Here is a 24,960-nt window from a genome sequence, read left to right as displayed (position 1 = left end):
GGGAGGGTACGTGGCCCCGCGTCCGGGAAGCCCGCGGTTTCCGGGCCCCGTCGCGGGGGGCGACGGGGCCCGGACCTTCCGGTCATTCGGCCCCGTGGCACTCGCGGTAGGGGCGGTCCGCGCCGCACCAGCAGGGGGCGGTGCGGGCCGGGGGCCAGGGGACGGCGCGGCCGCGGGCGGCGAGGGTGGTGGCGTACTGGGGGAGGAGGTCCGGGTCGGCCGGGGAGGCGGCCTCCGACGCGGCGAACGCCTCGTACGAGGGGACCGTGCCGGTCACGATGCCCAGGTTCGGCGTGCCGGCCTGGTGGAGGTCGCGGAGGGCGGCCTCCAGGCGGGCGAGGTGGTCGGCGTGGGAGGGGTACTCGGAGCGCAGGTTCGGGTACGCGGCGAGGAGTTCGTCGAGTTCGTGGGCCGGCCAGTGCAGCATCGCCACCGGGAACGGGCGGGACAGCGCGGTGCGGTAGGTGCCCAGTTCGGCGCGGAGGCGGGTGATCTCGGCCCGGAGCTCGCCGGGGTCGGAGGAGCCCAGCGCCCACAGCCGCTTCGGGTCGTGGAGCTCGTCCAGCGGTACGGAGGCCGTGTGGACGGCGTCCGCCAGGTCGTCCCAGACGTCGTGGCCGGCGCCCATCAGCCGGCGGACGCGGTGGCGGCCGATCAGCAGCGACTGCGTGGCGTACGGCACCTCCTCGCCCGGTGTCAGCAGGAGGGTCAGCGCGGTCGTGAAGCAGTCGTGGGCCGCGTCCAGTTCGTCGTGGGATTCGAAGGTCTCCGCCGCGATCTCCCACGGTGCCGGGTCGAGCGGTCTCGCGGTACGGACACCCTCCAGGATCGCGCGGGCCTCCGCCTCGTGGCCGTACTCCCACAGGTTGGCCGCGTTCAGCGCCTTGACCAGGTGCGGGTGGTCGAGGTCGGGGGAGCCGAGCAGGTCCTCGTAGAGGGTGGTGGCACGGGCGCGGTCGCCGGCGAGTTCCAGATGGGCCGCGGCCTGGAGGAGAAGCGGTTCACGGTCCTCGGGATAGCGCTCCGCGGTGCGCAGCAGGCGTTCGGCTTCGGTGGTGTGGTCGGCAGGCGTGTCGGGGCGCATGAACCACACGGTACTGCGGCGCGCCGCGTGGACGGAGAGTTGTTCCGACCCTGGAGAGTTACGGGGCCGGGCCCTATCGTGCGGGCCGTGCGGGAGCGGATACCGGTGGTGGTGCAGCACGGCGCACGGGGGCGCAGGGCCGTGGCGCGCGTTCTCTGGACGGCGGCCGAGGCGGTGGTGACCCTCGGCGTCGTCCTGTTGTTGCTCGTTGTTCATCAGCTGTGGTGGACCAACCGGCAGGCCCGCGCCGACGCCGGGCACGAGGTGCGGGCCCTGCGGAAGACATGGCAGGAACCAAGGAAGGGAGCGGGAGGCCGGGACACGGGGAGCGATGACGGGCCGGACGGTGGCGCGGGCTCCGGAGGCCGTACGTCCCAGGGGCGCAGCGTGCCCGCCGAGCCCCGGTGGGACCAGGCGTACGCCGTCATCCGCATTCCCAGGATCGGGCTCGTGGCCCCCGTCGCCCAGGGCATCGGCAAGCGCGGTGTCCTCGACAAGGGGTACGTCGGGCACTACCCGCGGACCGCGCAGCCCGGCGAGGCGGGCAACTTCGCGCTCGCCGGACACCGCAACACCCACGGCGAGCCGTTCCGGCACATCGACCGCCTGCGCCGCGGCGACGTGATCGGCATCGAGACCCGGGACGCCGTGTACACGTACACCGTCGACCGGACGCTCGCGCGGACCAGTCCTCGCGACGGCGGGGTCATCGCGCCCGTTCCGCGCAGCGGGGTGAAGCCGGGCGCCGGGTACACCGTGGCCGGCTCCTATGTGACGCTCACCACCTGCACGCCCGAATTCACCTCCCGGTACCGGCTCGTGGTGTGGGGGAGGCTCGCCGACGTCCGGGTCCGGTAGCAGGCGTCCGGGGCCGGTGCACGGAGTGGAGGGGAGCCGGGGGCGGGGGCCGTGGACCTGTGGGCCTCCGGGGGCGGTGCAACTAGGGTTGCCCGACGTGCTGAGACGACGTCCGCAGTTGTTGTGGTTGCTGGTGCCCTATGTGCTGTACCTCGGGGTGCTGCCGCTCGTGAACCGGGTGACGCCGGTGGTTCTCGGGCTGCCGTTCCTCTTCGTCTGGCTGTTCGGGGCGACCCTGCTGACACCCGTCGCCGTATGGCTGACCAGGCGGGGGGACCGCCGGTGAACGCCGCGGTCGCGACCTCCGTCCTCGGGGTCTTCATGGTGCTCACCGTCGCCCTGGGGCTGCTCGCGGCGCGCGGGCCGCGGAAGGGGCGCGGAACGGACGGCGGCGGGCTCGCGGAGTGGTCCGTGGGCGGGCGCAGCCTGGGGACCGTTTTCATCTGGGTGCTGATGGCCGGCGAGGGCTACACCAGCTTCAGCTACCTGGGGGCCGCGGGATGGGGGTACAACTACGGCGCCCCCGTGCTCTACGTGGTGGCGTACATGTCGTGCGGTTACGCCCTCGGCTACGTCGTCGGGCCGATGCTCTGGGCGTACGCGCGCAGGCACGGACTCGTCGGGATCACCGACATGGTGGCCCACCGCTTCGGGCGGCCCTGGCTCGGCGCACTGGTCGCCGTTCTCGCGACCGTGTTCCTGCTCCCGTACATCCAGCTCCAGATCACCGGCATGGGGGTGGTCGTCTCGACCATCTCCTATGGCGCCATCAGCCTGAACTGGGCCTATTTCATCGCCTTCGCCGTCACCACCGGCTTCGTCGTGGTGAGCGGACTGCGCGGCAGCGCGTGGGTGTCCGTGCTCAAGGACGTCCTCGTGATCGCCACGCTCGGCTTCCTCGTCGTCTACGTGCCGCTGCACTACTTCGACGGGTACGGGGCCTTCCTCGACCGGCTCGTCACCGAGAAGAGCGAGTGGCTGACCTTCCCCGGGCACGGGGACAGCGGGCTCGGACAGGCGTGGTTCATCACCACCTCGTTCCTCAACTCCCTCACCGTGGTGATCTTCCCGACCACCGTCGCGGGGTACCTCGGCGCGAAGAATGCCGACGTGCTGCGCCGCAACGCGATGTTGCTGCCCGCGTACAACGTGCTGCTCTTCGTGCCGATGCTGCTCGGCATGGCGGCCCTCTTCGTCGTGCCGGGACTCGTCGGCGCCGAGTCCAACCTGGCGCTCTTCAAGCTCGTCGTGGACTCGCTGCCCGCGTGGGTGGTCGGGGTCGTCGGTGTGGCGGCGGCGCTGTCCTCGATCGTGCCGATGGCCGTGTTCATGCTGGTCATCGGCACGATGTGGGGACGCAGTGTGCTGTCCCTGGTGCCGCGGTGGGAGCGGCGGCAGAAGGGTGCCGCGCAGAGCGTCGTGGTGGCCGCGGGCGTGATCGCACTCGTGCTCACGTACACCGCGCCCAACACACTGGTGCGGCTCTCCCTCATCTCGTACGAGGGAATGGCGCAACTGCTTCCGATGGTGCTGCTGGGACTGGTGTGGCGGCGGCTGACGTTGGCCGGGGCGTTGAGCGGGCTGGTCGTCGGGGTGGGGGCGGTATGCGGTTTCGTCTTCACGGGGAACGATCCGGTGTGGGGGGTGAACGCGGGGGTCGTGGCGCTCGGTGCCAACCTGCTGGTCGCCCTCGCCGTGACCTGCGCGGGACCGCGCGAACGTGACGACCGGCCGGACGACGAGGTGCTCGCACGGGACGAGATCGGCGTTCCGGAGGGGGCCGGCGGTCCGGCCGGCGATTCGGGGAGGACCGGTGCGTCGGGGAAGGTCCCCGCTCCCGGGGCTCCCGCCTCCGGAGTCCCTGCCTCCGGGGAGATCCCCGCCTCAGGGTGAGGGGGGCGGGGGCACGGGGAACGGCCGCTCTGTCCGAGCCGTCGTGTATAACGGCTGGAGAGTATGGCGCACGCACATGTGTGCGGAAGCCGTGCCGTGACAGTCCGCGCACGACTGCGACGAGGGGAGGGGCCGATGAGCGGTGACACGCGCAGTCCGCGTGACGGCACCGGCCTGCCCCGCCCCGTGGCGCTGCTCCTCCTCCTCGTCACCGAGTTGTTCGCGGCGATCCTGCTCGCCGAGGGCGGCAGCCTTTCCGCCGCCGTAGCCCTCGCCGCCACCGCGGCCGCCGGCTCCGCACTCGTCGCCGCCGCGGTCATCAGCGCCCGCTGTGCCACGCCCGTGCCCCGGACCCGTGTCCGTACGGCGATACGCGACCGGGAGCAGCGCACCGCGTTCCTGCCGCAGCGGGACCCGGACGCCAGGGGCCGCAGACGTCCCCGGGCCCCCGGGCACGCCCTCCCGACGACCGCGTAGGGGCCCGTCCGGTCCGTCCTCCGCCCTGTTCCGTGCGGGGGCACGGTCCGACGCGTGGGCGGTGCGTGTGTGCGTGCGCACGCGTGGGTGCATGCGTATGCCGACACAGCATGTGTACACACGGCACGTGTGCGCACAGTGCGCCCGTGGCCGGTGTGCCTGGCGCCCGGCGACGGGCGCCCTCCTCGCGGTTCGTCATGCCGAGTCCGTCACTCACCCCCGGTACCCCGGCACTCCGGTACGTCCGGTACTTCCAGGACCCCGGTACTTCCGGCACTTCCGGTACTTCCGGTACTCCCGGCACGACGAGATCCCTCGGAGGGCTCACCGATGTCCGTCCTCATGTCCGCGTTCGCCGCCCTGGTCGGCGCGCTGGCCGACGTACTGCACCCGCTCTTCCAGAGCGCTTCCACCGCCGCCGCCATCGTGCTGTTCACGGCACTCGTGCGGCTCGCCGTGCATCCCCTGTCGCGGGCCGCGGCACGCGGGCAGAAGGCCCGCACCAGGCTCCAGCCGCAGATCGCCGAACTGCGCAAGAAGCACGGCAAGGACCCAGAGCGCATGCAGCGGGCGCTCATGGACCTGCACCGGGAGGAGAAGGTCTCGCCGCTGTCCGGCTGCCTGCCGAGCCTGCTCCAGATGCCCGCGTTCTTCCTCCTCTACCACCTGTTCTCCAGCCGGAGCATCGGCGACGGGCCCAACGAGCTGCTCGGTCACCAGCTGTTCGACGCCCCGCTCGGCGGGCGCTGGCACGACGCGCTGGCGCACGGCGGACCGTTCGGGGCGCAGGGGCTCGTCTACCTCGGACTGTTCGCGATCGTCGCGGCCGTGGCCACGTTCAACTTCCGGCGTACGAAGCGGCAGATGGCCGCCAACCCGGTCGTCCCCGCGACCGGGCCCGACGGCGAGCCCGTTCCCGGCATGGGTGCGATGACGAAGCTGATGCCGCTGTTGTCGTTCGCCACCCTCTTCACCGTCGCCGTCGTGCCGCTGGCCGCCGCCCTGTACGTCGTCACCAGCACCACCTGGACCGCGGTCGAGCGGGCCGTCCTCTACCGCGACATGCCCGTCGCCGGCACGGCAGCCGCCACCACGGCCTGACCGCGGCCGTGTCCAGGGCCTGGGACGTGTGGTTCAGGGCCTGACGGACGTGCGGGAGAGGGGAGCCGTGGGACGCGGGGCCAGGGACTGTAAGGACGTGGGGCCCGGGCGGGGATGTGTCCCGCCCGGGCCGGGCCCGTCAGGCGTCGGTCGTCGTGTCCGTGGCGGGCGGCAGGGACACGGCGACGCCCTCGCGGGCCGAGCGGCGGGCGGCCTCCAGCACGTCCAGGGTGGCGGCGGCCTGGAGAGCGGTCACGGGGTTGTCGCCCCTGCCGCGCAGCGCGTCGGTGACCGCCGCGTAGTAGGCGCGGTAGTCGCCCGGCACGGTGGGGACCGGGGCGCCGCCGCCCGTCAGCGGGGACTCGCCCGAACCGATCCGCCCCCACAGGCTCTCCGGTTCCTCGCCCCACGGCCGGCCGTCCGCCGGGCGGGCGCCCGTGCGCAGGGCGGCCTCCTGCGGGTCGAGGCCGTACTTCACATAGCCGGCGGCCGTGCCGAGCACCCGGAAGCGGGGGCCGAGCTGGGCGGCGGTGGCGCTGACGTACAGATGCGAGCGGACCCCGTTCGCATGGGTGAGCGCGAGGAACGTGTCGTCGTCGGCGGCTGCGCCCGGACGGCGTACGTCGGACTCCGCGTACACCCGCACCACCGGCCCGAACAGCACGAGCGCCTGGTCGACGACATGGCTGCCCAGGTCGTACAGCAGCCCGCCGATCTCCTGCGGATCACCCGACTCGCGCCAGCCGCCCTTGAGCTGTGGACGCCAGCGCTCGAAACGGGACTCGAAGCGTTGTACGGTGCCCAGCTCGCCGTCCGCGAGCAGCCGGGCGAGGGTGCGGAAGTCGTTGTCCCAGCGGCGGTTCTGGAAGACCGACAGCAACAGCCCGCGCTCCCGCGCGAGTGTCGCGAGCCGTCGAGCCTCGGCGGCCGTACCGGCGATCGGCTTGTCCACGACGACCGGCAGACCGGCCTCGATCGCCGTGGTGGCGAGCGGGACATGGGTCCGGTTCGGTGACGCGATCACGACCAGATCGAGTTCGTCCGCCCTCTGCCACAGCTCCTCGGGCGACGCGGCGAGCCGCGCGGCGGGGAACTCGGCCCGTGCCCGCGCCCGCCGTTCCTCGTCCGAGGTGACGACCGTGTCGAGGACGAGTCCCTCGGCCGCGGCGATCAGCGGGGCGTGGAACACGGAACCCGCCAGTCCGTAGCCGATCAGTCCGACGCGCAGGGCGGGCGGGAAGGTCTCGGACACCACAGGCGTCCCGGGAGTCGCGTTGCCAGTCATGCACGTCACTTAAGCAACGTCGTCGCCGAAGTGCGAGAGCCGACCGGGTTCGGCGCCGGGGGCGCGGTAGGGGTACGGGGGCGGTGTCCGGGGCTGGGCCGATCGAGCGGTCCCGGCGGCCGGCCGGAGGGCATTCCGGCACGTCGGTGCCGGCCGCCTCGCGCGTGCGTGGCAGTGTCGCGTGTCCAGAGCCGTGAACTCCGGCGCACAGGCCGGGCGGGTGCTGAAGATCTTGGCCGGGTTCCTCGGCGGCCGACGCGCACACCTCCGGCGCCTTGTAGGTGTACGTGCCGGCCGCCGCTCCGGGCCCGGCCAAGATCTTCAATGCTCGCCCGGTTCCGGCCCCGCCCTTGCCCCGGTCCCGGCCCCGACCCCGGTCCACGTTCCGGTCCCGGACCCGAGCCCGGCCCCGCCCCCGGTCCTCGTTCCGGCTCCTGACCCGGCCCGTCCCGCAGGTCCGTCCACACGTGTTCATGTCCGTCTGCCACCATCCCGGCGTGGACTACCCGCACGACCAGACACCTGGCGCACCCATCCGCTCCGGTATCCCGGAGCACGGCCGCATCCCCAAGTACTACGCGGTCAAGGCACGCGTGTCCGTCCTCATAGAGGAGTTGGGCGAGGGTGGCATGCTGCCCACCGAACGCGATCTCGCCGAACGCTACGAAGTCTCGCGCGAGACCGTGCGGCAGGCGCTGCGCGAACTCCTGTTGGAGGGGCGGCTCGCCCGCCAGGGACGTGGCACCGTCGTCGCGGGCCCCAAGCTGGAGCAGCCGCTCTCGCTGGCCAGCTACACGGAGGGGGTCCGGCGTCAGGGCCGTACGCCGGGCCGCCATCTCATCGGGCTGGAACGGTTCCCCTGCCCCGAGCGGCTGGCCGCCGACATCGGGGTGGGGCGCGGCGACCCGGTCTGGCACCTGGAGCGGGTGCTGCTCGCCGACGACGACCGGGTCGGTCTTGAGAGCACGTACGTGTCCGTCGCCCGGGTACCGGACCTGGACACGGAGTTCGACCCCGACTCGTCCTTCTACGCGTACCTGCGCGACCGGCTCGGGATCGTCTTCGGTGCCGCGGACGAGCGGATCGAGACCGTGCTGGCGACACCGCGCGAGGCGTTGCTCATCGGTACGCCGCCCGCGCTGCCCATGCTGCTCATGCACCGGGTCTCGCGCGACGCGGCCGGGGCGCCGCTGGAGCGCGTACGGACCCTCTTCCGCGGGGACCGGTTCTCGTTCACCGCGCACCTCGGTCCGCAGCACGGGTACTGAGCTCCGTGCGAGGACAGGTCCCGGGGCCTGTCCTCGCACTGTCGCCCGCGGTGCGACGCCCGGCAGGCCCAGGGGCGCACCTGCCCAGGGGCGCACCGCGCCTCGCCGCCACCCTCTCCGCCTGCGGCGGCTCCTCCGCCGCCTCCGACGAGAAGGTCGTCACCGTCTACAGCGCGGACGGCCTCAAGGGCGAGAACGGCGACGGCTGGTACGACAAGGTCTTCAAGGACTTCGAGAAGAAGACCGGCATCAAGGTCAAGTACGTGGAGGGCGGCTCCGGGGAGATGGTGCAGCGCGCCGTCCGCGAGAAGTCCAACACGCAGGCCGATGTGCTGGTCACGCTGCCGCCGTTCATCCAGCAGGCCGACGGCAAGGGCCTGCTGGCGGCGTACGCGCCGGCCGGCTCCGACAAGGTCGACGCCGCCGACAAGGCGTCCGACTCCAAGTGGACCTCGGTCGTCAACAACTACTTCGGCTTCATCTACAACAAGAAGGAACTGAAGTCGGCGCCCACCACCTGGGAGGAGCTGCTCGACGGAAAGTTCAAGAACAAGATCCAGTACTCCACTCCCGGAGTCGCCGGCGACGGCACGGCCGTGCTCATCAAGGCCATGCACGACTTCGGCGGCAAGGACCGGGCCATGGAGTACCTGAAGAAGCTCCAGGCCAACAACGTCGGCCCGTCCGCCTCCACCGGCAAGCTCGCGCCCAAGGTGGACAAGGGCGAACTGCTCGCCGCCAACGGCGACGTGCAGATGAACTTCGCCCAGTCCAGGGACATGCCCAACCTCGGGATCTGGTTCCCCGCGAAGGAGGGCGGCAAGGCCACCACCTTCGCCCTGCCGTACGCGGCCGGTCTGGTCGACAAGGCCCCGCACGGCGAGAACGGCAAGAAGCTGCTCGACTTCATGCTCTCCGAGCAGGCCCAGAAGGACGTCAGCGCGGTCGGCGGCGGCTTCGCGGCCCGCAAGGACGTCGGGGCCACCGACGCCAACGCCGTCGAGCTCGCCGAGCTGATGAAGGGCGTGGAGGTCTTCCAGCCCGACTGGTCGGACATCGGCACCAACCTGGAGACGTACGTCGGAGCCTGGAAGTCGGCCACCGGCAGCTGACGCGGTCGGCCGTCCGGCCGACGGGGCGAACGCACGCTCTAAACTCGGGGGCGTCGGCGCTGCACAAGGCGGTGCCGCCGGCGTCCCCGCACACGCGTACGGCAGGAGTCCCACGCATGGCAGAGCGCAAGCCGATCTCGTCCTGGCTCACCGACATGGACGGAGTCCTGATCCACGAGGGGACGCCGATCCCCGGGGCGGATGCCTTCATCAAGCGGTTGCGGGACTCGGGACTGCCCTTCCTGGTCCTCACCAACAACTCGATCTACACCGCCCGCGACCTGCACGCCCGCCTGCTGCGCATGGGCCTCGACGTGCCCGTGGCGAACATCTGGACCTCCGCCCTGGCCACCGCCAAGTTCCTCGACGACCAGCGGCCCGGCGGCACGGCGTACGTCATCGGCGAGGCCGGGCTCACCACCGCCCTGCACGACATCGGCTACGTCCTCACCGACCACGATCCCGACTACGTGGTCCTCGGCGAGACCCGTACCTACAGCTTCGAGGCGCTCACCAAGGCGATCCGGCTGATCAACGGCGGCGCCCGTTTCATCTGCACCAACCCGGACGAGACCGGTCCGTCCACCGAGGGACCGCTGCCCGCCACCGGGTCCGTCGCCGCCCTGATCACCAAGGCGACCGGCAAGGAACCGTACTTCGCGGGCAAGCCCAATCCGCTGATGATGCGCACCGGGCTGAACGCGATCGGCGCCCACTCCGAGTCCAGCGCCATGATCGGCGACCGGATGGACACCGATGTGCTGGCCGGTCTGGAGGCGGGCATGCAGACGTTCCTGGTCCTCACGGGTCTCACCGCGGCCGCGGACATCGACAAGTACCCCTTCCGGCCGTCCAGGGTCGTCGACTCCATCGCCGACCTGATCGACCTGGTCGACGTCGTTCCCGAGGGCTGATCCGGCGGCCGGGGCAGGAGCGGGGCGGGAGCCCGATGGGCGGCGCGGGATCCGGTGAGAACCCCGACAGGATCCGATGGGACTCGACGGGATCCGCGCGCAGGCCGGCCCGGCGCCCGGCGCCCGCTCGGGCCTCCTGCGGATGCGGAAAGAGGGAGCAGGCGCGAACCTTCACAGAGGAGGTTCACGATGCGTTCCATATCCCTCACGCTCTGTGCCGTGACGGTCGTGGCGGCCACCCTGGTGCCGGCCCCTGCCGCACTGGCCGGACCGGACCCCGCCACCGGTCCCCGCGCCGGCTCCGGGCCGGGCACCGCTTCCCGTGCCGGCCCGGACGGTGAATCGGGTGCCTCCCTCTCCGTGACCCCGCGCTCCGCCGCCCCGGGCGGCGAGGTGGCCCTTCGGCTGGACGGCTGCGCGGGCGGGAGCGCCGAAGGCAGCTCCGACGTCTTCGTCTCGAAGGCGCGTTTCGCCCCCGCCGCCGACGGGGGCCTGTTCGCGCGGGCCCGGATCGGCGCCGAAGCCTCACCGGGCGACCACGGCGTCCAGGCCGTCTGCGCCGACGGTGGCGAAAGGGTCACCGGAACGGTCACGGTCGCCGGACGGGACGCGGCGGCCACCCCTCTGGCCCCGGTCCGCGCGGGCGGCGGCGGAACCGCCGCCCTCAGCGACGAGGAGGCCCGGCGGAGCGGCCCCGGCATCGCACACGCCGTGATCGGCCTGGCGCTTGCCGCCGTCGCGGTCGTCGCCGTCGTTTTCCGCGGCGCGGCGCGGCGCCGCCGCCCCGTGGCGGACTGACATGACCGCCGCGGACGACCCCGCCGGTCATGGCCGACTGCTCGCCGGGACGGCCTGGGTCGTCCTGCTTCTCGGGCTGTGGGTCTGGGGCCGCGACCTCACCGACGGCTCCGGCGCCGGTTCCGCCCCGATCGCGGGCGACATCGCCGCGGTCGGCCGCCCGCTCGGCGTCCCGCTGCCCCCGCCCCACGACCCGATCGAAGGCGCCGCGCCACGACGGATCGAGGTCCCGTCGATCGGCGTCGACGCGCCCGTGGTCGCCCGTGGCCTGGACGAGGACGGCGCGATCGACCCACCGCCGTTCGACGCGCCCCGGACCGTCGGCTGGTACGGGAACGGCACCGAGCCCGGCGCGAAGGGCCCCGCGCTCTTCGTCGGTCATGTCGACACCGAGACCAGACCGGCCGTCTTCTACGGGCTGAGCGCGGCCCGCCCCGGAGCCAAGGTCGAGGTGACCCGCACGGACGGCACCGTCGCCGAGTTCACCGTGGACGACGTCCAGGTCCTCACCCGTGAACGCTTCAACGCCGACAAGGCGTACGGCCCCCGCAGGAAGGGCCGCGCCGAACTCCGCCTGATCACCTGCGGCGGCACCTACGACCGGGCGTCCCGCTCCTACGACGCCAACGTGGTCGTGTCGGCCTACCTGACCGGCGAGAGGCCGAAGGGGAACGGCGGGAGCTGACCCGGCCCGCACCGTCCCCGCCGAGGCCCGCCGGCCGGCCCGATCGGCACGGATCGCCGGTCCTGCCGTGAACCACCTTTGCGCCACGTCGTTCTGATGGCAGATCAACTCATCCGTCACCATCGGCCGTCGGCGATCCGTGATCGGCGGCGGGTATGACTCTCTTCACGGCGCTCGAAGTTCTTTCCGCCCGCTCGGCCCGGGTGGCGTGAGCGGGCCGGGTCCGCGTGTGATCAATCTCGCGCGGCAGCCCTTCCGCCGCGTCCGCCAACTGCGAGCCGGGTCGGCCCGGTTGACGCCGGGACCTCGTCCGGGCGCGCACGCCGCTTTTTGAATGCGCGGCGTGATTGTTTCATCACTGTGTGGAGTTTCCGTGCGGGGTGTCGGTTGCCGCGCCGCCGCCCGGTGTTTCCTGTGCGTTGCCTGTGCGTTCGGAGGGTTGCGGCGTGATCGTTCCGTCCGGCCGACGTGCACGAACAAGGCCCCCTCACGTTCAGTGAGGGGGCCTTGACTCTGCGTGCGCCGCCAGGGACTCGAACCCCGGACCCGCTGATTAAGAGTCAGCTGCTCTAACCAACTGAGCTAGCGGCGCTTGCTGACCTGGAGAACTCTACCCGAAGGGGGAGCGTGCTCCCGACCATTTCCTCTCCGGCACGGCCTGTCGGATGGTCGTTTTTTCTCTCCTATCCGTCAAAATGCAATATGTCATAAGGGTTGAGACACTGACGCCCGTGCAGATGCGCCCAAAGATCTTGAGAACGCGGAGGGGAATCGCATGACTGTGCCGGCTTTCGAGGAGTACATGCCCGCCGTCGACTGCGCCTGTGAGGGGTGTGCCGCACAGCGGCGGGCCGCCGGGGCCCTGGCCGTACGGGACGGGGGACATCCGGGTGCCCACGGCGCGCGCCGCGTGCTGGTGCTGGCCACCGCGGCCGGCGTGGTGCTGAGCACCGGGGCGGCCGAGGCGCTGAAGGCGCCGGGCGACCGGGCGGCCGACGCGGCCGGTTCGGCGGGGACGGCCGGTGCCCCCCGTTCGGACGAGACGACGGTACCGGCGGACGAGCTGGACGCACTGGACGTGTCGGACGCGTCCGATCCGTCGGTTCCGGACGAGGAGGGCGACCTGCTCGCCGGGACCGGAGTGGACCCGGACACCCCGCAGGGCAGGCCGGGGCCCGTGCAGGGCACCGGTGCGGCCGGCCCGCCCGTGTACACGAACGCCTCGCTCACGCTGCGCAAGACCAGCCGGGCCGCGATCATCAACCGGGCGAAGAAGTGGGTCTCCGCGCAGGTGCCGTACAGCATGTCGAGGTACTGGTCCGACGGCTACCGGCAGGACTGCTCCGGCTTCGTCTCGATGGCCTGGAACCTGCCCGGCAACGAGTGGACCGGCAGCCTCGCCCGGTACGGCACCAGGATCGCGCGGAAGGACCTGCAGCCGGGCGACATCCTGCTCTTCCACAACCCCTCCGACCCCAACAAGGGATCGCACGTCACGATCTTCGGCGGCTGGACCGACTACACGCACACCCACTACACGGCGTACGAGCAGACGAGGCCGCACACCCGCAAGCAGACGACGCCCATGGCGTACTGGAGCCACTCCGGTTCGTACGTCGCGTACCGCTACAAGGGGCTGAGCGGGGGGAGCGACGACGACGGCGGTTCGTCGGTCTCGTTCCCGGGCATCGGGAAGTTCGGCCCCGGGGCCAGCAACAAGTACGTCACCCAGCTCGGGAAGATGCTGGTGGAGCGGGGCGGAAAGCGCTTCTACTCGTCCGGCCCCGGCCCGGCCTGGGGTGACGCGGACCGGCGCGCCACGCAGGCGTTCCAGAAGGCCCAGGGCTGGAAGGGCGGCGAGGCGGACGGCTTCCCGGGCCCCCACACGTGGCGCCTCCTGGACAACGGGACCGGCAGCGACATACCCGGTTCGGGATCCGGTGGCAGCGGATCCGGCGGCGGCGCGAGCGGGCCGAACGCGGATTCGGCGTTCCCCGGACGCGGCCATTTCCGGCCCGGCCAGTCCAACGCCCATGTCGAGAAGCTCGGCAGGCAGTTGGTGAAGAAGGGCTACGGCAAGCACTACCAGTCGGGCCCCGGCCCCCAGTGGAGCGAGGCGGACCGGCGCAATGTCGAAGCCTTCCAGCGCGCCCAGGGCTGGCGGGGCGCGGAGGCGGACGGCTACCCGGGACCGGAGACCTGGCGGCGGCTCTTCTCGTGAGGAAACGGACATGACGGAGGCGGAAATGGGATCCACGGCGTCGGACAGTGCCGGAGCGCCGGAGGCCCGGGCAGACCGGGAAGAGGCGCGGATGCGGGAGCGTGCCCCGTTGAGCACGGGCGGTCCCGGCGGGGACGTGCGGCCCGAGGGCGCGGTGGACCCGGGCGGTGCCACCACCCCGGTCGCGGTCGTCGGCACGCCCGTCGAGGCGACGGGTCCGGATGCGGACACGCGCATGGGCCCGGGGACCGGGGCCGATGTGCGCCCGGGGCCCGGCCACGGCCCGGACGCACCGGCGAACGGTCCGGTGACCGGATCCGACGCCGTGGTCGACCTGGTGCTGGACCCGGCCCCGGGGGAGGACGCGGGCACGTCGCCGGGCGGTTCCTCCTCGCTGGGCGTGACCTCGGCCTCGGTGTCGGTGCCGGCCGTGGGCGTCGCGTCCGGCCCGGCCGCGGCATCGGACGTCGTGCCCGCCGAAGGGCCGGGACTCCTGCTCGGTGCCGCGCCCGCCATGAAGCCCGGATTCCTGCCGAACGGCGTGGCCGCCGCGAAGCCGGAGCTCGTGGCGGACGGTGGGACCGCGGGGAAGCAGGGAGTCCTGCCGGGAGGTGCGCCTCTCGCGGAGGGCGTCGCACCCGCCGTGGAGCCGGGGCTCCGGCCGAGCGGTGACTGCACCGCAGGCCCGGCGGCCGACGGGGAAGCCGTACCGGTCGCGGCCGGCACCCGTCCCGCACCCGTGCGCGGCACCCCGCGCCCGGCCCGGACCTCGTCCCCGTCCCCGTCCCCGTTCCCGTCCGCGCTCGCGTCACCGCTGCCGTCCCCCTCCCGGCGCCGGGACGTCTCCCGGCAGCGGGATGTCGTCGACCGCGCCCGTGGAGGGGTCGAACGGCCCGTCGCCGCGCCGTCGGGCACCGGGCGGCGTCATGCGGTCATCGGCAGCGAGTCGACCGCGACCATCCCCGTCCACCTGCTCTTCCGCGACGACCCCGGGAACACCGACACCACCGGGCTCCCCACCGGCGCGTTGCGGCGGGGGGCCGGTGGCGGGGGCGCCGCGCCCGGGGGGCGGCGCCCGCCCGCGCCGCGCGGACCGCAGGTGCGACCCTCGACCCGGCCCGCGCCGGCCGGCGACCCGGAACTCGCCGAACGTTCGGGGCCCGCGCTGCCCGGCTGGGTGGCCCTGCTCGCCGCGCTGTGCGGGACCGCCGGAGCCGGGGCGGTCCTCTGGTGGATCGGAGCGCTGCCGGTGGCCGCGCTCGCCCGGTTCGGGATCGCGCCGCGGCCGTACGAGGGGATCGGCATAGGCGCCTGGGCGGGCCTCGCCGCGCTGGCGACACTGGTGCTCTTCGCGCTCGGCGGACTGAGCCGGGGGCGGGTCGGGTACGCGTGGGTGCTCACGCTGTTCGGCAAGTACCGGGGGAGCGTGCGGCGGACCGGGCTGATGTGGATCAGTCCGCTGCTGCTGCGCCGCCGGGTCGACGTACGCCTGCGGCACTGGCGCAGCGAACCGCTGCCGGCCGTGGACGCCAACGGCACCGCCCTGCGCGTCGTGGTCCTGGTGGTCTGGCGGGTCCGCGACACCGCGCGGGCGCTGCTCGGGGTCGAGGACCACGAAACGTATCTGCGCGAGCAGGTCGAGGCGGCGATGGCCCGGGTCCTCTCCCAGCTCCCCGCCGACGCCTTCCACGAGGACGCGCCCACCCTGCGCGACGCGGAGGCCGTCGGCGACGCGCTGACCCGGATGCTGAAGGCGGACTGCGTGCCCGTCGGCATCGAGGTGTACTCGGCGCAGCCGACCGGGATCGAGTACGCGCCGGAGATCGCCGCGGCCATGCAGCGTCGCCGGATCGCCGCCATCGACGCCAAGCACCGCGACAGTGTTCTGACTTCGGTGGTCGACGCGGTGGACGACACCGTCAACCGGCTGACCCAGCGAGGCATCGTGGAACTGGACGACTACGAACGGAAGGTGCTGGTCAAGGACTTGACGGTGGCGTTCTACACGGGACGCGGTGGGAACGAAGGGGTCTGAGGGAGCCGGGAGACCGCTCGGGCGGCGAAGCGGAATCCCGCTCCCATTGGTCTGGACATGTTCATGTCCCGTCAATAATCTATGACTTGGTCTAGACCGCAGTACGCGCGCAGCAGGGCTCATGGAACCTCCCCCACGTTCTCGAGGAGCGACAGCAATGCGTAAAAGGGCAAGTGCGGCCGTAGTCGGCCTGGCGATCGCGGGCGCCTCGTTGTTCGCGACGAGCAGCGCCAGCAGCCACGGCTACACCGACAACCCCATCAGCCGCCAGAAGCTCTGTGCCAACGGCACCGTGACGGGCTGCGGCAACATCCAGTGGGAGCCGCAGAGTGTCGAGGGGCCGAAGGGCTTCCCGTCGGCCGGTCCGGCCGACGGGAAGATCTGCTCCGGCGGCAACTCCGTCTTCGCCCAGCTCGACGACCCGCGTGGCGGCAACTGGCCCGCCACCAATGTGACGGGTGGCCAGGGCTTCAGCTTCCGCTGGCAGTTCACCGCCCGCCACGCGACCTCGGACTTCCGCTACTACATCACCAAGGACGGCTGGGACCCCACCAAGCCGCTCACCCGGGCCGACCTGGAGCCCCAGCCGTTCATGACGGTGCCCTACGGCGGCAAGCAGCCCCCGGCGACCCTGACCCAGCAGGGCACCATCCCCACCCAGAAGACCGGGAAGCACATCATCCTGAGCGTCTGGAACGTCGCCGACACGACGAACGCGTTCTACGCCTGCTCCGACGTGCAGTTCTGACGCGAGGCACTGGATGCACTGAGGCACCGACGATCCCCATCGGGTCCGCCCGGGCGGACCCGATGGGGGCACTTCGGCGACGGGGCCCACGGGCCGGCCCTCAGCCGGTCAGGGCCGGCTCGCCCCGCTCCGCCACCGCGGGCCTCCGCCGCAGCAGCATCGTGGTGAGCACCGCCCCCGCCAGCAGCAGGACGGCACCCGTCATCGAGGCGTACCGCATGCTGTGCACGAACGCGTCCCGAGCGGCGGCGATCAGCGAGCCGTCCCCGGTGGCCACCGCGCCCGCCAGGGTCTTGCGGGCGTCCTCCGGCGCCGATCCCGGCATGTCCGCGGTGTAGACCGCCATGGCCACCGCGCCCAGCAGGGCCATCCCCATCGCACCGCCGAACTCCTGCCCGGTCTCCAGCAGCGAGGCCGCCGAACTCGCCTTCCGGGGCGGGGCGGTGGACAGTGCCAGGTCGGAGACGAGTGCCATCACGGTGACGATGCCGCAGCTCAGTACGGCGCAGCCGGCGAGCAGCAGCCACAACGAGTCCGTACCGGTCAGGGAGAGCACGGCGAACCCGGCGGCGGCGATCACGAATCCGGCGCGGACGACGCGTGCGCGATCGGTCCGCTGGGCGATCGCCGTGGCCGTCGGCGCCGCGGCACCCACGGCGAGCGACGGTGCCAGGCTCCACAGCGCGGCCTCCAACGTGCTCATGCCGAGCACCGACTGCAGGTACTGCGTGGTGAAGTACGAGGAGCCCATCATGGCGAAGGACGCCAGGGCGTTCAGGCCGACCCCGGCCGCGAAGCCGCGGTCGCGGAAGAGTTCCCGGCTGATCAGCGCGTCGTCGCGGGAGCGCTGCCGACGGACGAAGACCAGGCCGACGAGGAGCCCGGCGGCGATGATCAGCCCGCGCTGCACGTCGAGCCCGTGGGCGGCGCTCTCCTTCACCCCGTAGACGACGGGCAGCACGGCCCCCATCGACAGCGGCACGCTCAGGAAGTCGAACCGTCCGGGGCCGGGGTCCTTGAACTCCGGAACCAGCACCGGCACCAGCACCACCAGCAGCACCATCGCCGGCACGTTGATCAGGAAGACCGAGCCCCACCAGAAGTGCTGCAGCATGACCCCGCTGAGCACCGAGCCGAGCGCGATCCCGCCCGCCATGGCGCCGGACCAGATGCCGATGGCGCGGCCGCGCTGCCGCTCGTCGCGGAACATGTTCCGCACGAGCCCCATCGTCGACGGCATCAGCGTCGCACCGCCGACCCCGAGCAGGGCGCGGGCCGCGATCAGCATCTCGGGGCTGGTGGCGTACGCGGCGGCCACGGACGCGGCGCTGAACGCGAACGCGCCGATGAGCAGCAGCCTGCGCCGCCCGATGCGGTCGCCGAGCGACCCCATCGTGATGAGCAGGCCCGCCAGGGCGAAGGCGTACACGTCGAAGATCCAGAGCTGCTGGGTGGCGCTGGGGGCGAGGTCCCGGTCGATGGACGGGATCGCGAAGAAGAGGACGGAGATGTCCATCGACACGAGGAGAAGGGGCAGCAGGAGAACCACGAAGGCGGTCCATTCCCGGCGGCCGGCGAGGTGGCCGCGCTCGGCGGTGGTGCGCGTGGCGTTCGTCATGCCAGGAAATGTACGAGCGTATAAAACGCCTGTCTAGTACGCCTGTGTAAAACGTTCGTACATCCTGGTGGGCGCCCGATGGGCAACGCAAAACGCACTGGGCGGTTCACGTGTGTACGTGAACCGCCCAGTGCGTTGTCTGTGCGCCGCCAGGGACTCGAACCCCGGACCCGCTGATTAAGAGTCAGCTGCTCTAACCAACTGAGCTAGCGGCGCCTGCTGACAGGAAAATCATACCCGTTCCTGGAGGGCGTCGATGCCACCGGGAGCAAATCGCAGGAAACTGGAACGAAAAGGGGCGATTTCCCGGCGGTAGCGGCTCGGGGGCGCCCCTCAGAGCGCCAGCGACAGCAGCACGGGTGCCGCCCGCCGGTTCAGGGTGTCCGCCGCCGAGCGCAGGCGGTGCGCGTCCTCGACCGGGAGGGAGAGCGCCAGGCAGCCCGCCGACGAACCGGCCGTCAGTGGTACCGCCGCGCAGACCGTGCCGACGGCGTACTCCTGGAGGTCGAGCACCGGGACGGTGGCCGGCTGGCTGTCGAGCTTCGAGAAGAGCGCCTTCTCGTTGGTGATCGTCCGCGAGGTGAGCCGGGGCGTCTTGTGGCGCGAGAGGTGGTCGCGGCGGCCGTTCAGGTCGAGCTGGGCCAGCAGGCACTTGCCCGCCGCCGAGGCGTGCGCGGACGACCGGAAGTCGACCCACTCGTTGACCGCGGGGGTGCGCGGGCCGTCGGCGTACTGCGTGATCCGGACTTCGCCGTCGACGTACCGGCTGATGTAGACCGCCGCGCCGACCGAATCGCGCAGCTGCGCCAGCGAATGCTGGAGCTTCGCCTCCAGGGCCTTTCTGCGGGCCGTGCCGGAACCGAGGAGCAGCAGCGAGGAGCCGATGACGTAGGCACCGTCGGTGATCTGCTCGACATATCCCTCGCGGCGCAGCGTCAGCAGCAGGGGGGTGAGGTGCTCGGCGGGCAGCCCCGTCTCCCGGGAGATCTGGGCGTCCGCCACGCCGTCGCCGTGCTTCGAGACCGTTTCGAGAACGCGAAGGGCGTGCTGCACCGAGTGGAACGGCGCCGTCGGTTCGGGCTTCAACGCCACGGTTTCCCCCTACCAGGTTGTGACCGCAAGCTCTGGCCTCACGATAGCCGCCAACGGGCCGTAACGGGGCGGTTGTTGACGAAGCGACGAGGTGCCCCGGCCACCCGAGCTGGGGCTCATTCGTACGGCATATGCCAAAGCCATTGGCGTACGGCGAGTGGCGAGGTCACAGCACCGCGGCGAGAAATTCACGCGTACGTTCGTGCTCCGGATCCGAGAAGATCTTCTCCGGCGATCCGGATTCGATCACGCGTCCGGAATCAAACATGAGTACCGTCTCCGAGACGTCGCGGGCGAAGTTCATCTCATGGGTCACGCAGAGCATGGTGATGTCGGTGTTCCGGGCGATGTCGCTCAGCAACTCCAGTACGCCCGCGACCAGTTCCGGGTCGAGCGCGGAGGTCACCTCGTCCAGGAGCAGGATCTCGGGCCGCATCGCCAGCGCGCGGGCGATCGCCACCCGCTGCTGCTGCCCGCCCGACAGCTGGGAGGGATGCGCGTCGGCCCTGCCCGCGAGTCCGACCATGTCGAGCAGCTCGCGGGCGCGGGACTCGGCCTCGTCGCGGTCCATTCCCAGGACATTGACCGGAGCCTCGGTGATGTTCCGCAGCACGCTCATGTTGGGGAAGAGGTTGAACTGCTGGAACACCATGCCGATCTTCTTCCGCGCCTCGCGCAGATGCCGTTCGGTCGCGGGCTTCAGCGATCCGTCGGACGCCCGGACGTGGGACAGCGGATCGCCGTCCACCCAGATGACGCCGTCGCTGACCTTCTCCAGCGTCATCAGCAGCCGCAGGATGGTGGTCTTTCCCGACCCGCTGGGCCCGATCAGGGTGACGTGCTCCCCGCGGCGCACCGAGAAGTTCAGCCGGTCCAGGACGACGCGGTCGCCGTACCGCTTCACTACGTCGTCGAAGCGGACCAGGGGCTGACCGGTCGCGGCGAGCGCGGAGGCCGGCACGGAGCCCCCGAGGGCCGGTGCGGCGCCACCGGGCGTCGGCAGGACGTCCTCGGAGGTCGGGGCCGCGTGCTTCTGCAGGGGGAGGCGTTCAGTGGCCAAGGCGCTTCTCCAGCTTTCTCATCAGCAGCGAGGTGGGACAGCTCGCGATCAGGAAGATCAGTCCGGCGAGGGTGAACGCCGTGGTGTAGGCGAAGTGGTCGGCGCCGTACTTGCGGGCCTCGAAGACCATCTCCTGCACCGTGATCACGGCGAGGAAGGGCGTCTCCTTGAACATCGAGATCGCGTAGTTGCCGAGGGCGGGCAGGACGTTGCGCACCGCTTGCGGCAGGATCACGGCCTGCCAGGTCCGGCGCGGGGTGAGCGAGAGCGCCCGGCAGGCCTCCCACTGCCCCTTCGGCACGCTGTCGATCCCGGCCCGGTACACCTCGGAGGTGTACGCGGCGTAGTGGATCCCGAGCACCACGATGCCGGTCGTGAGCGGCTCCACCGAGGAGAACAGGGCTGCGGCGCCCACGAGTTGGACGAGCAGCGGGGTGGAGCGGACGAACTCCGTCAGAACCCGCACCGGCACCGTCACGAACCTGCTCGGCGCCCGCCCGGCGATCGCGACGGCGAGTCCGAGCACCGCCGCGACCAGCGTGCCGAGCACCGTCGCGAGCAGGGTGACCCGGAAGCCTTCGAGCAGCAGGGGCAGGGCTTCCCCGACGGCGTCCCAGTCGGTACCGCTTGCCGTGGAGCCGTTCACCGGGTACCTCCGGAGGTCGACGCGACGGCCGGGACGGGGCCGCCGCCGCGTGGCTCCGAATCCGCGCCGCCCGACAGCCCGAGACGCCGCTTGGCGCCGCGCTCCAGCAGGTTCATCAGCAGGGTGAGCGCGTAGGCGAGGACGAAGTAGGCGACCAGCAGGGTCAGATACGCGGTGAGCGTCTCACCGGTGCGGTCGCGCAGTTGCTGGATCACGGTCATCAGATCGGCGGCGGAGATCAGCCACAGCAGCGGGGTGCACTTGAGCAACTGGATCAGCAGATTCGTGAACGACGGGATCATCTGCACCCATGCCTGCGGGAGGATCACCCGCCACATCCGCTGCGTGGGCGTCATGTTCAGCGCGATGGCCGCCTCGTACTGGGCACGCGGCACGGAGTTGATCGCACCGCGCACCACCTCGGCGCCGTACGCCCCGTAGTTGAGGCCGAAGGCGACGACCCCGCAGAGCAGCGGAGTCAGTTCGTACCCCGTCAGCGGTGGCATCGCGTAGTAGAGCCAGAACAGCTGGATGTAGAGCGAGGTGCCGCGGAAGAACTCCACGACCACGCGCGACACACCACGCGCCACCAGCAGCCGGCCGACCGACATCAGGCCGAGGACGAACGACAGGACCAGGGCGAGCGCCGCGCCGAGGACGGTGGCCTGGACGGTCACCCACAGCCCCGAGCGCAGGTGCGGCAGGTCGTCGAGGAGGGCGGAGAAGAAATCACTCATGCGGTGCGTTCCGTTCCGTCCCCGTCAGCCCGCGCACAGATCGGCCGTCTTCAGTGCGGCCGGCGGGAGCTCGCTGGCCCCGAAGCCGTACTCCTGGAGCAGGCCCACATACCGCGAACGGTCCGAGACGATCTTCTTCAGCTCGCGGTTGAAGGCGTCCCGCAGGTCCTCGTTGCCCTTGCGGAACACGGCACCGCCGGGGCTGTACTGCTTCTTCCCGCCCAGTTCCGGTACGAACGGCTCGGTGACCTCGGTCTCCGGGTTGGTCTTCGCCAGCCAGCGCAGCGAGATGCCGGTGAGCAGGAACGCGTCGATCCGGCCGCCCTTCACCGCGTCGGCTCCGTCCTGCGGCTTCTGCAGCGTCTTGATCCTGTCCTTCGCGATGCCCGCGCCCTCGGCGTACGTACCCTCGACGGCACCCGACATCACGCCGACGGTGATCCCGGCGGCCTTCGCCGATGCCAGGTCGGTGATCTTCCTCGGATTGCCCTTCTTCACCATCAGCGCGGTCGGGGAGATGAACTCGGGTTCCGAGAAGAGGGCGTTGGCGCATCGCTCGGGCGTGATCGCCATACCGGCGCTCACCACGTCGTACTTGCCCGCCTGGAGGCCGGGGATCAGACCGTCCCACTCGGAGAGGGTGGGCTTCAGCTCGTCGACCCCGAGCGCCTTGAAGATCTCGCGGTGCAGGGTGGGCGCCTCGCCCTTGAGCTGCTTGCCCTCCAGATAGCCGTACGGAGCCTCGTTCGCGTACGCGACCCGTACGAAGCCCTGCTCGCGCAGCTTGTCCAGGGCTCCGGCGCCGCCCGCCGCGCCGGCGTCGGTCTTGCTGCACGCGGAGAGCAGACCGGGAACGACGAGCAGGCCGCCCACGGCCGCCGATCGGTTGAGGAAGCCCCTGCGGGACAGGTGGGGAAAGTCGGCCATGGTTCCTGAACTCCTGGAGGGATCGGGCGGTTCGGACAGGTGGAGCGCCTGCCCGATCCCGTACGTCTATGCAGGAAGCGCCCGCCTGTGGCCGAACCGTGGCCGGAGGGAGACCTTTCCGTGTCCCTTCGGGGAGGGGGAGTTGGCGACGTGTGCACGTGTATTCCGGCGCACGCCAAGTACGGTGAGGGCTCGTCACGCGCGGTGGTGGGCGTGAAGCCTGCCGGGCGCGACGGGACCGGGCCGGGGCCGGGTTCGGGCCGAGGTCAGTTGTCGTTGCGGTCGCGATCGGGGACGTATCCGCGTCGCTTGTCCACCACGTTCGGCAACGGCTGCCCGGCCGCCCAGAGTTCGTACATCCTCACGAACTGCTCGGCGAGGCGGTCCCGCCAGCCGGCCGTGTCGCCGCCCATGTGCGGTGACACGATCAGGTCCGGTACGTCCCACAACGGGCTCCGGGGATCCAGCGGTTCCTGGCTGAACACGTCGAGCGCCGCGCCCGCGATCCAGCGATTGCGCAGCGCCTGCGCCAGGTCGTCCTCGACGACCAAGGGGCCGCGCCCCACGTTGATGAACCGGGCCGACGGCTGCATCAGCCCGAAGAACCGCGCGTCGAACATGGCACGGGTCGTCTCCGTCAGCGGCGCCGCGCAGATCACCCAGTCGGCCTGGGCGGCCAGCCGGTCCAGGTCCGCCACGCCGTGGACGGTGCGCCGGGCCGTGCGGCCCACGAGCGCCACCTGGACGCCGAGGGCGATCAGCAGCCGGGTGATCTCCCGGCCGATCGGTCCCGCGCCGACGACGACCGCGCGACTGCCCGCCACCGGCGCGCTCTCCCGGTGCCGCCACACCCGCCGGTGCTGGAGATCCAGGGTGCGCGGAAGATCCTTGGCGAACGCCAGCACCAGCCCGGTCACGTACTCGGCGACCGGCCGCTCGAAGACACCGCGCGCGTTGGTCACCACCGTGTCGGAAGCCAACAGTTCGGGGCAGAGCAGCCGGTCCACGCCCGCGCTCGCGGTGTGCACCCATGCGGGACGTGGCCCGTCGCCGGGCCACGCGGTGCGCACCGCGTCGGAGGCGGCGTCCCACACCAGCAGCACATCGGCCTCCGGGAGCCGCGCGGCGAGCCCGGCCCCGTCCGTGTACCGGACGTCGGCGCGTCCGATCAGCCGGCCGAGACGCGGCGACGGGTCGGTGTCCAGGACGAGCAGGGTGGGCTCGGGCATGAGAGGCGGTCGCTCCGCTGCGTCTGATGCGTCTGGGATATGGGGATTGACCACGCTCGCACCCGCGTCCGTCTTCGTCAACAGCACACGACGGGCGCGGAGGCCGGCCGAGACCCTCCGGCGGCCGGATCCGGCCGGTCCTCGGCGAATGGGGGAAACTGGGAGGAAGTGAATGAAATCGAATGTCGTGCCGCAGAAGAGACGGGCGGGGGGACCGGCGGCGCCGTGCGGGGGCAGGCTGGAACGGGCGCGAGAAGAGACGGACGGGAAAGGGAAGGGCGGCCATGACGACCCTCGGCATTCTCTACCCGGGGCACTCCGCGGAGGACGACTTCCCCCGGATGGAGATCCTGCTCGACGCGGTCCGCCTCGTCGTGAACCACATCACCGTCGACGAGGACGCCTACCGGACCGACGCGCTGATGAGGGCCGGTGCGCCCGAACGGCTGGTCGCCGGGGTGGCGGAGCTCCAGCGGGCCGGAGTCGAGTGCGTCGTGTGGGCGAGCGGCGCGGGCAGCTTCCTGTACGGCTGGGAGGGCGGCCACGAGCAGATCGCCGCCCTGGCCCGGGCCGCCGGGGTGCCCGTGTCCAGCACGTCCTTCGGCTTCGTCCACGCGGTACGGGAACTGGGCGCCGCCCGTGTCGCCGTCGCCACGACCTACCCCGAGCACATCGCCGCACTGTTCACCTCCTTCCTGCACGCCGCGGGCATCGAGGTGACGGCCACCCGCACCGCCGCTCTCGCCTCGGCCGCCGACGCCGCCCGCTGGGGTCCGGACCAGGTGAAGGAACTCGCCGAAGCCGCGGACCGGCCGGACGCGGAGGCGGTGCTGCTGCCCGACACGGCCCTGCACACCGTCTCGTACGTGCCGGAACTGGAGGCACTCCTCGGCAAACCGGTCCTCACCGGGAACCAGGTCACGGCCAGGGAGGGGCTGCGGCTGGCGGACCGCCGCGCCTGGTCCCCGAGGCTGGGCAGGATCTTCGCGGCCCGCGAGGCGCCTCCGGCCCCGGTCGCCAGGTGGGGCGAGGGCCGTGCCTGGGCGCACAGCCGCAGGAAGGGGCATTCCGGGAGGCGCTCCGAGCCCGGCGGACGGGGGGAATGAACCGGTCGCGGACCATCGGCCACGGACCTTTGGAGGGGGTCGGCCGGAATAACCGGAGGTCTCCTC

Annotated in this window: 23 protein-coding genes and 2 tRNA genes; 14 read left to right on the top strand and 11 right to left on the bottom strand. The window is 71.7% G+C overall.

Annotated elements, in window-relative coordinates:
• Positions 1-82: 82 nt before the first annotated feature.
• Positions 83-1,084, bottom strand: coding sequence for an SEC-C domain-containing protein (locus tag AMK22_RS09565; protein WP_073783603.1), 1,002 nt, complete (start codon positions 1,082-1,084; stop codon positions 83-85).
• 87 nt (positions 1,085-1,171) lie between these two features.
• Between AMK22_RS09565 and AMK22_RS09560 the strand changes: the two genes are divergently transcribed.
• The 5 genes from AMK22_RS09560 (at position 1,172) to AMK22_RS09540 (ending at position 5,413) form a co-directional block, all read left to right on the top strand.
• Positions 1,172-1,942 carry a class E sortase gene (locus tag AMK22_RS09560; RefSeq protein WP_242433893.1) on the top strand — a complete coding sequence of 257 codons (771 nt, stop codon included), beginning with the start codon at positions 1,172-1,174 and terminating at the stop codon, positions 1,940-1,942.
• A 127-nt stretch (positions 1,943-2,069) separates the two neighbouring features.
• A complete protein-coding gene (locus AMK22_RS09555; protein ID WP_073783299.1) occupies positions 2,070-2,228 on the top strand; it encodes a DUF3311 domain-containing protein in 159 nt (52 codons plus the stop codon).
• A complete protein-coding gene (locus AMK22_RS09550; RefSeq protein ID WP_079186013.1) occupies positions 2,225-3,835 on the top strand; it encodes a sodium:solute symporter family protein in 1,611 nt (536 codons plus the stop codon). Before AMK22_RS09555 ends, AMK22_RS09550 begins: the two co-directional genes overlap by 4 nt.
• 135 nt (positions 3,836-3,970) lie before the next feature.
• A complete protein-coding gene (locus AMK22_RS09545) occupies positions 3,971-4,312 on the top strand; it encodes a DUF6412 domain-containing protein (RefSeq protein ID WP_073783295.1) in 342 nt (113 codons plus the stop codon).
• A 330-nt stretch (positions 4,313-4,642) separates the two neighbouring features.
• Positions 4,643-5,413 carry a YidC/Oxa1 family membrane protein insertase gene (locus tag AMK22_RS09540; RefSeq protein ID WP_073783293.1) on the top strand — a complete coding sequence of 257 codons (771 nt, stop codon included), beginning with the start codon at positions 4,643-4,645 and terminating at the stop codon, positions 5,411-5,413.
• Positions 5,414-5,552: 139 nt separating this feature from the next.
• Here AMK22_RS09540 and AMK22_RS09535 read toward each other — a convergent pair whose 3' ends face one another.
• Positions 5,553-6,698: a Gfo/Idh/MocA family protein gene (locus tag AMK22_RS09535; protein ID WP_073783291.1), complete on the bottom strand. Its 1,146-nt coding sequence runs from the start codon at positions 6,696-6,698 to the stop codon at positions 5,553-5,555.
• A gap of 497 nt (positions 6,699-7,195) precedes the next feature.
• Here AMK22_RS09535 and AMK22_RS09530 point away from each other — a divergent pair, with 497 nt between their 5' ends.
• The 5 genes from AMK22_RS09530 (at position 7,196) to AMK22_RS09510 (ending at position 11,475) form a co-directional block, all read left to right on the top strand.
• The gene (locus AMK22_RS09530) at positions 7,196-7,966 is read left to right on the top strand and encodes a GntR family transcriptional regulator (protein ID WP_073783599.1); all 771 of its coding nucleotides are present in this window, start codon (positions 7,196-7,198) and stop codon (positions 7,964-7,966) included.
• A gap of 50 nt (positions 7,967-8,016) precedes the next feature.
• On the top strand, positions 8,017-9,078 hold the full coding sequence (locus tag AMK22_RS09525; RefSeq protein ID WP_073783289.1) for a 2-aminoethylphosphonate ABC transporter substrate-binding protein: 1,062 nt from the start codon (positions 8,017-8,019) through the stop codon (positions 9,076-9,078).
• 116 nt (positions 9,079-9,194) lie between these two features.
• Positions 9,195-9,992 carry an HAD-IIA family hydrolase gene (locus AMK22_RS09520; protein WP_073783288.1) on the top strand — a complete coding sequence of 266 codons (798 nt, stop codon included), beginning with the start codon at positions 9,195-9,197 and terminating at the stop codon, positions 9,990-9,992.
• Between the two features lie 189 nt (positions 9,993-10,181).
• Positions 10,182-10,790, top strand: coding sequence for a hypothetical protein (locus tag AMK22_RS09515; protein ID WP_073783286.1), 609 nt, complete (start codon positions 10,182-10,184; stop codon positions 10,788-10,790).
• A gap of 1 nt (position 10,791) precedes the next feature.
• Positions 10,792-11,475 (top strand): class F sortase, encoded by a 684-nt coding sequence (locus AMK22_RS09510; RefSeq protein ID WP_073783284.1) that lies wholly within the window; start codon positions 10,792-10,794, stop codon positions 11,473-11,475.
• 518 nt (positions 11,476-11,993) lie between these two features.
• Here the strand turns inward: AMK22_RS09510 and AMK22_RS09505 are convergent.
• Positions 11,994-12,067, bottom strand: a tRNA-Lys gene (locus tag AMK22_RS09505).
• 183 nt (positions 12,068-12,250) lie between these two features.
• On the opposite strand from AMK22_RS09505, the gene AMK22_RS09500 reads away from it, so the two are divergent.
• The 3 genes from AMK22_RS09500 (at position 12,251) to AMK22_RS09490 (ending at position 16,479) form a co-directional block, all read left to right on the top strand.
• Entirely contained in the window at positions 12,251-13,696 is a 1,446-nt protein-coding gene (locus AMK22_RS09500; RefSeq protein ID WP_073783282.1) for a peptidoglycan-binding protein, read from the top strand.
• Positions 13,697-13,706: 10 nt separating this feature from the next.
• Positions 13,707-15,731 carry an SPFH domain-containing protein gene (locus tag AMK22_RS09495; protein ID WP_242433892.1) on the top strand — a complete coding sequence of 675 codons (2,025 nt, stop codon included), beginning with the start codon at positions 13,707-13,709 and terminating at the stop codon, positions 15,729-15,731.
• 157 nt (positions 15,732-15,888) lie between these two features.
• Positions 15,889-16,479 carry a lytic polysaccharide monooxygenase auxiliary activity family 9 protein gene (locus tag AMK22_RS09490; RefSeq protein WP_073783280.1) on the top strand — a complete coding sequence of 197 codons (591 nt, stop codon included), beginning with the start codon at positions 15,889-15,891 and terminating at the stop codon, positions 16,477-16,479.
• A 100-nt stretch (positions 16,480-16,579) separates the two neighbouring features.
• Here the strand turns inward: AMK22_RS09490 and AMK22_RS09485 are convergent, their stop codons facing one another.
• The 8 genes from AMK22_RS09485 to AMK22_RS09450 all read right to left on the bottom strand — a co-directional run bounded on the left by AMK22_RS09485 (position 16,580) and on the right by AMK22_RS09450 (position 23,788).
• Positions 16,580-18,097 (bottom strand): MFS transporter, encoded by a 1,518-nt coding sequence (locus tag AMK22_RS09485; RefSeq protein ID WP_073783278.1) that lies wholly within the window; start codon positions 18,095-18,097, stop codon positions 16,580-16,582.
• Positions 18,098-18,239: 142 nt separating this feature from the next.
• A tRNA-Lys gene (locus AMK22_RS09480) sits at positions 18,240-18,313 on the bottom strand.
• Between the two features lie 117 nt (positions 18,314-18,430).
• A complete protein-coding gene (locus tag AMK22_RS09475) occupies positions 18,431-19,189 on the bottom strand; it encodes an IclR family transcriptional regulator domain-containing protein (RefSeq protein ID WP_073783276.1) in 759 nt (252 codons plus the stop codon).
• 166 nt (positions 19,190-19,355) lie between these two features.
• On the bottom strand, positions 19,356-20,249 hold the full coding sequence (ehuA, locus tag AMK22_RS09470; protein ID WP_079186011.1) for an ectoine/hydroxyectoine ABC transporter ATP-binding protein EhuA: 894 nt from the start codon (positions 20,247-20,249) through the stop codon (positions 19,356-19,358).
• A complete protein-coding gene (gene ehuD, locus AMK22_RS09465; protein WP_073783274.1) occupies positions 20,239-20,895 on the bottom strand; it encodes an ectoine/hydroxyectoine ABC transporter permease subunit EhuD in 657 nt (218 codons plus the stop codon). Before ehuD ends, ehuA begins: the two co-directional genes overlap by 11 nt.
• On the bottom strand, positions 20,892-21,632 hold the full coding sequence (gene ehuC / locus AMK22_RS09460; RefSeq protein WP_073783272.1) for an ectoine/hydroxyectoine ABC transporter permease subunit EhuC: 741 nt from the start codon (positions 21,630-21,632) through the stop codon (positions 20,892-20,894). The genes ehuD and ehuC overlap by 4 nt, the downstream gene beginning before the upstream one ends.
• A 24-nt stretch (positions 21,633-21,656) precedes the next feature.
• Complete coding sequence (gene ehuB / locus AMK22_RS09455; protein WP_073783270.1) at positions 21,657-22,559, bottom strand: ectoine/hydroxyectoine ABC transporter substrate-binding protein EhuB; 903 nt, start codon at positions 22,557-22,559, stop codon at positions 21,657-21,659.
• A 266-nt stretch (positions 22,560-22,825) separates the two neighbouring features.
• On the bottom strand, positions 22,826-23,788 hold the full coding sequence (locus tag AMK22_RS09450) for a D-2-hydroxyacid dehydrogenase (protein WP_073783268.1): 963 nt from the start codon (positions 23,786-23,788) through the stop codon (positions 22,826-22,828).
• A gap of 284 nt (positions 23,789-24,072) precedes the next feature.
• On the opposite strand from AMK22_RS09450, the gene AMK22_RS09445 reads away from it, so the two are divergent.
• Entirely contained in the window at positions 24,073-24,894 is an 822-nt protein-coding gene (locus AMK22_RS09445; protein ID WP_073783266.1) for a maleate cis-trans isomerase family protein, read from the top strand.
• Positions 24,895-24,960: the final 66 nt, after the last annotated feature.

Source organism: Streptomyces sp. CB01580 (assembly GCF_001905795.1).
Lineage (GTDB): Bacteria > Actinomycetota > Actinomycetes > Streptomycetales > Streptomycetaceae > Streptomyces.
This window is presented reverse-complemented; position numbering and strand designations above follow the sequence as displayed.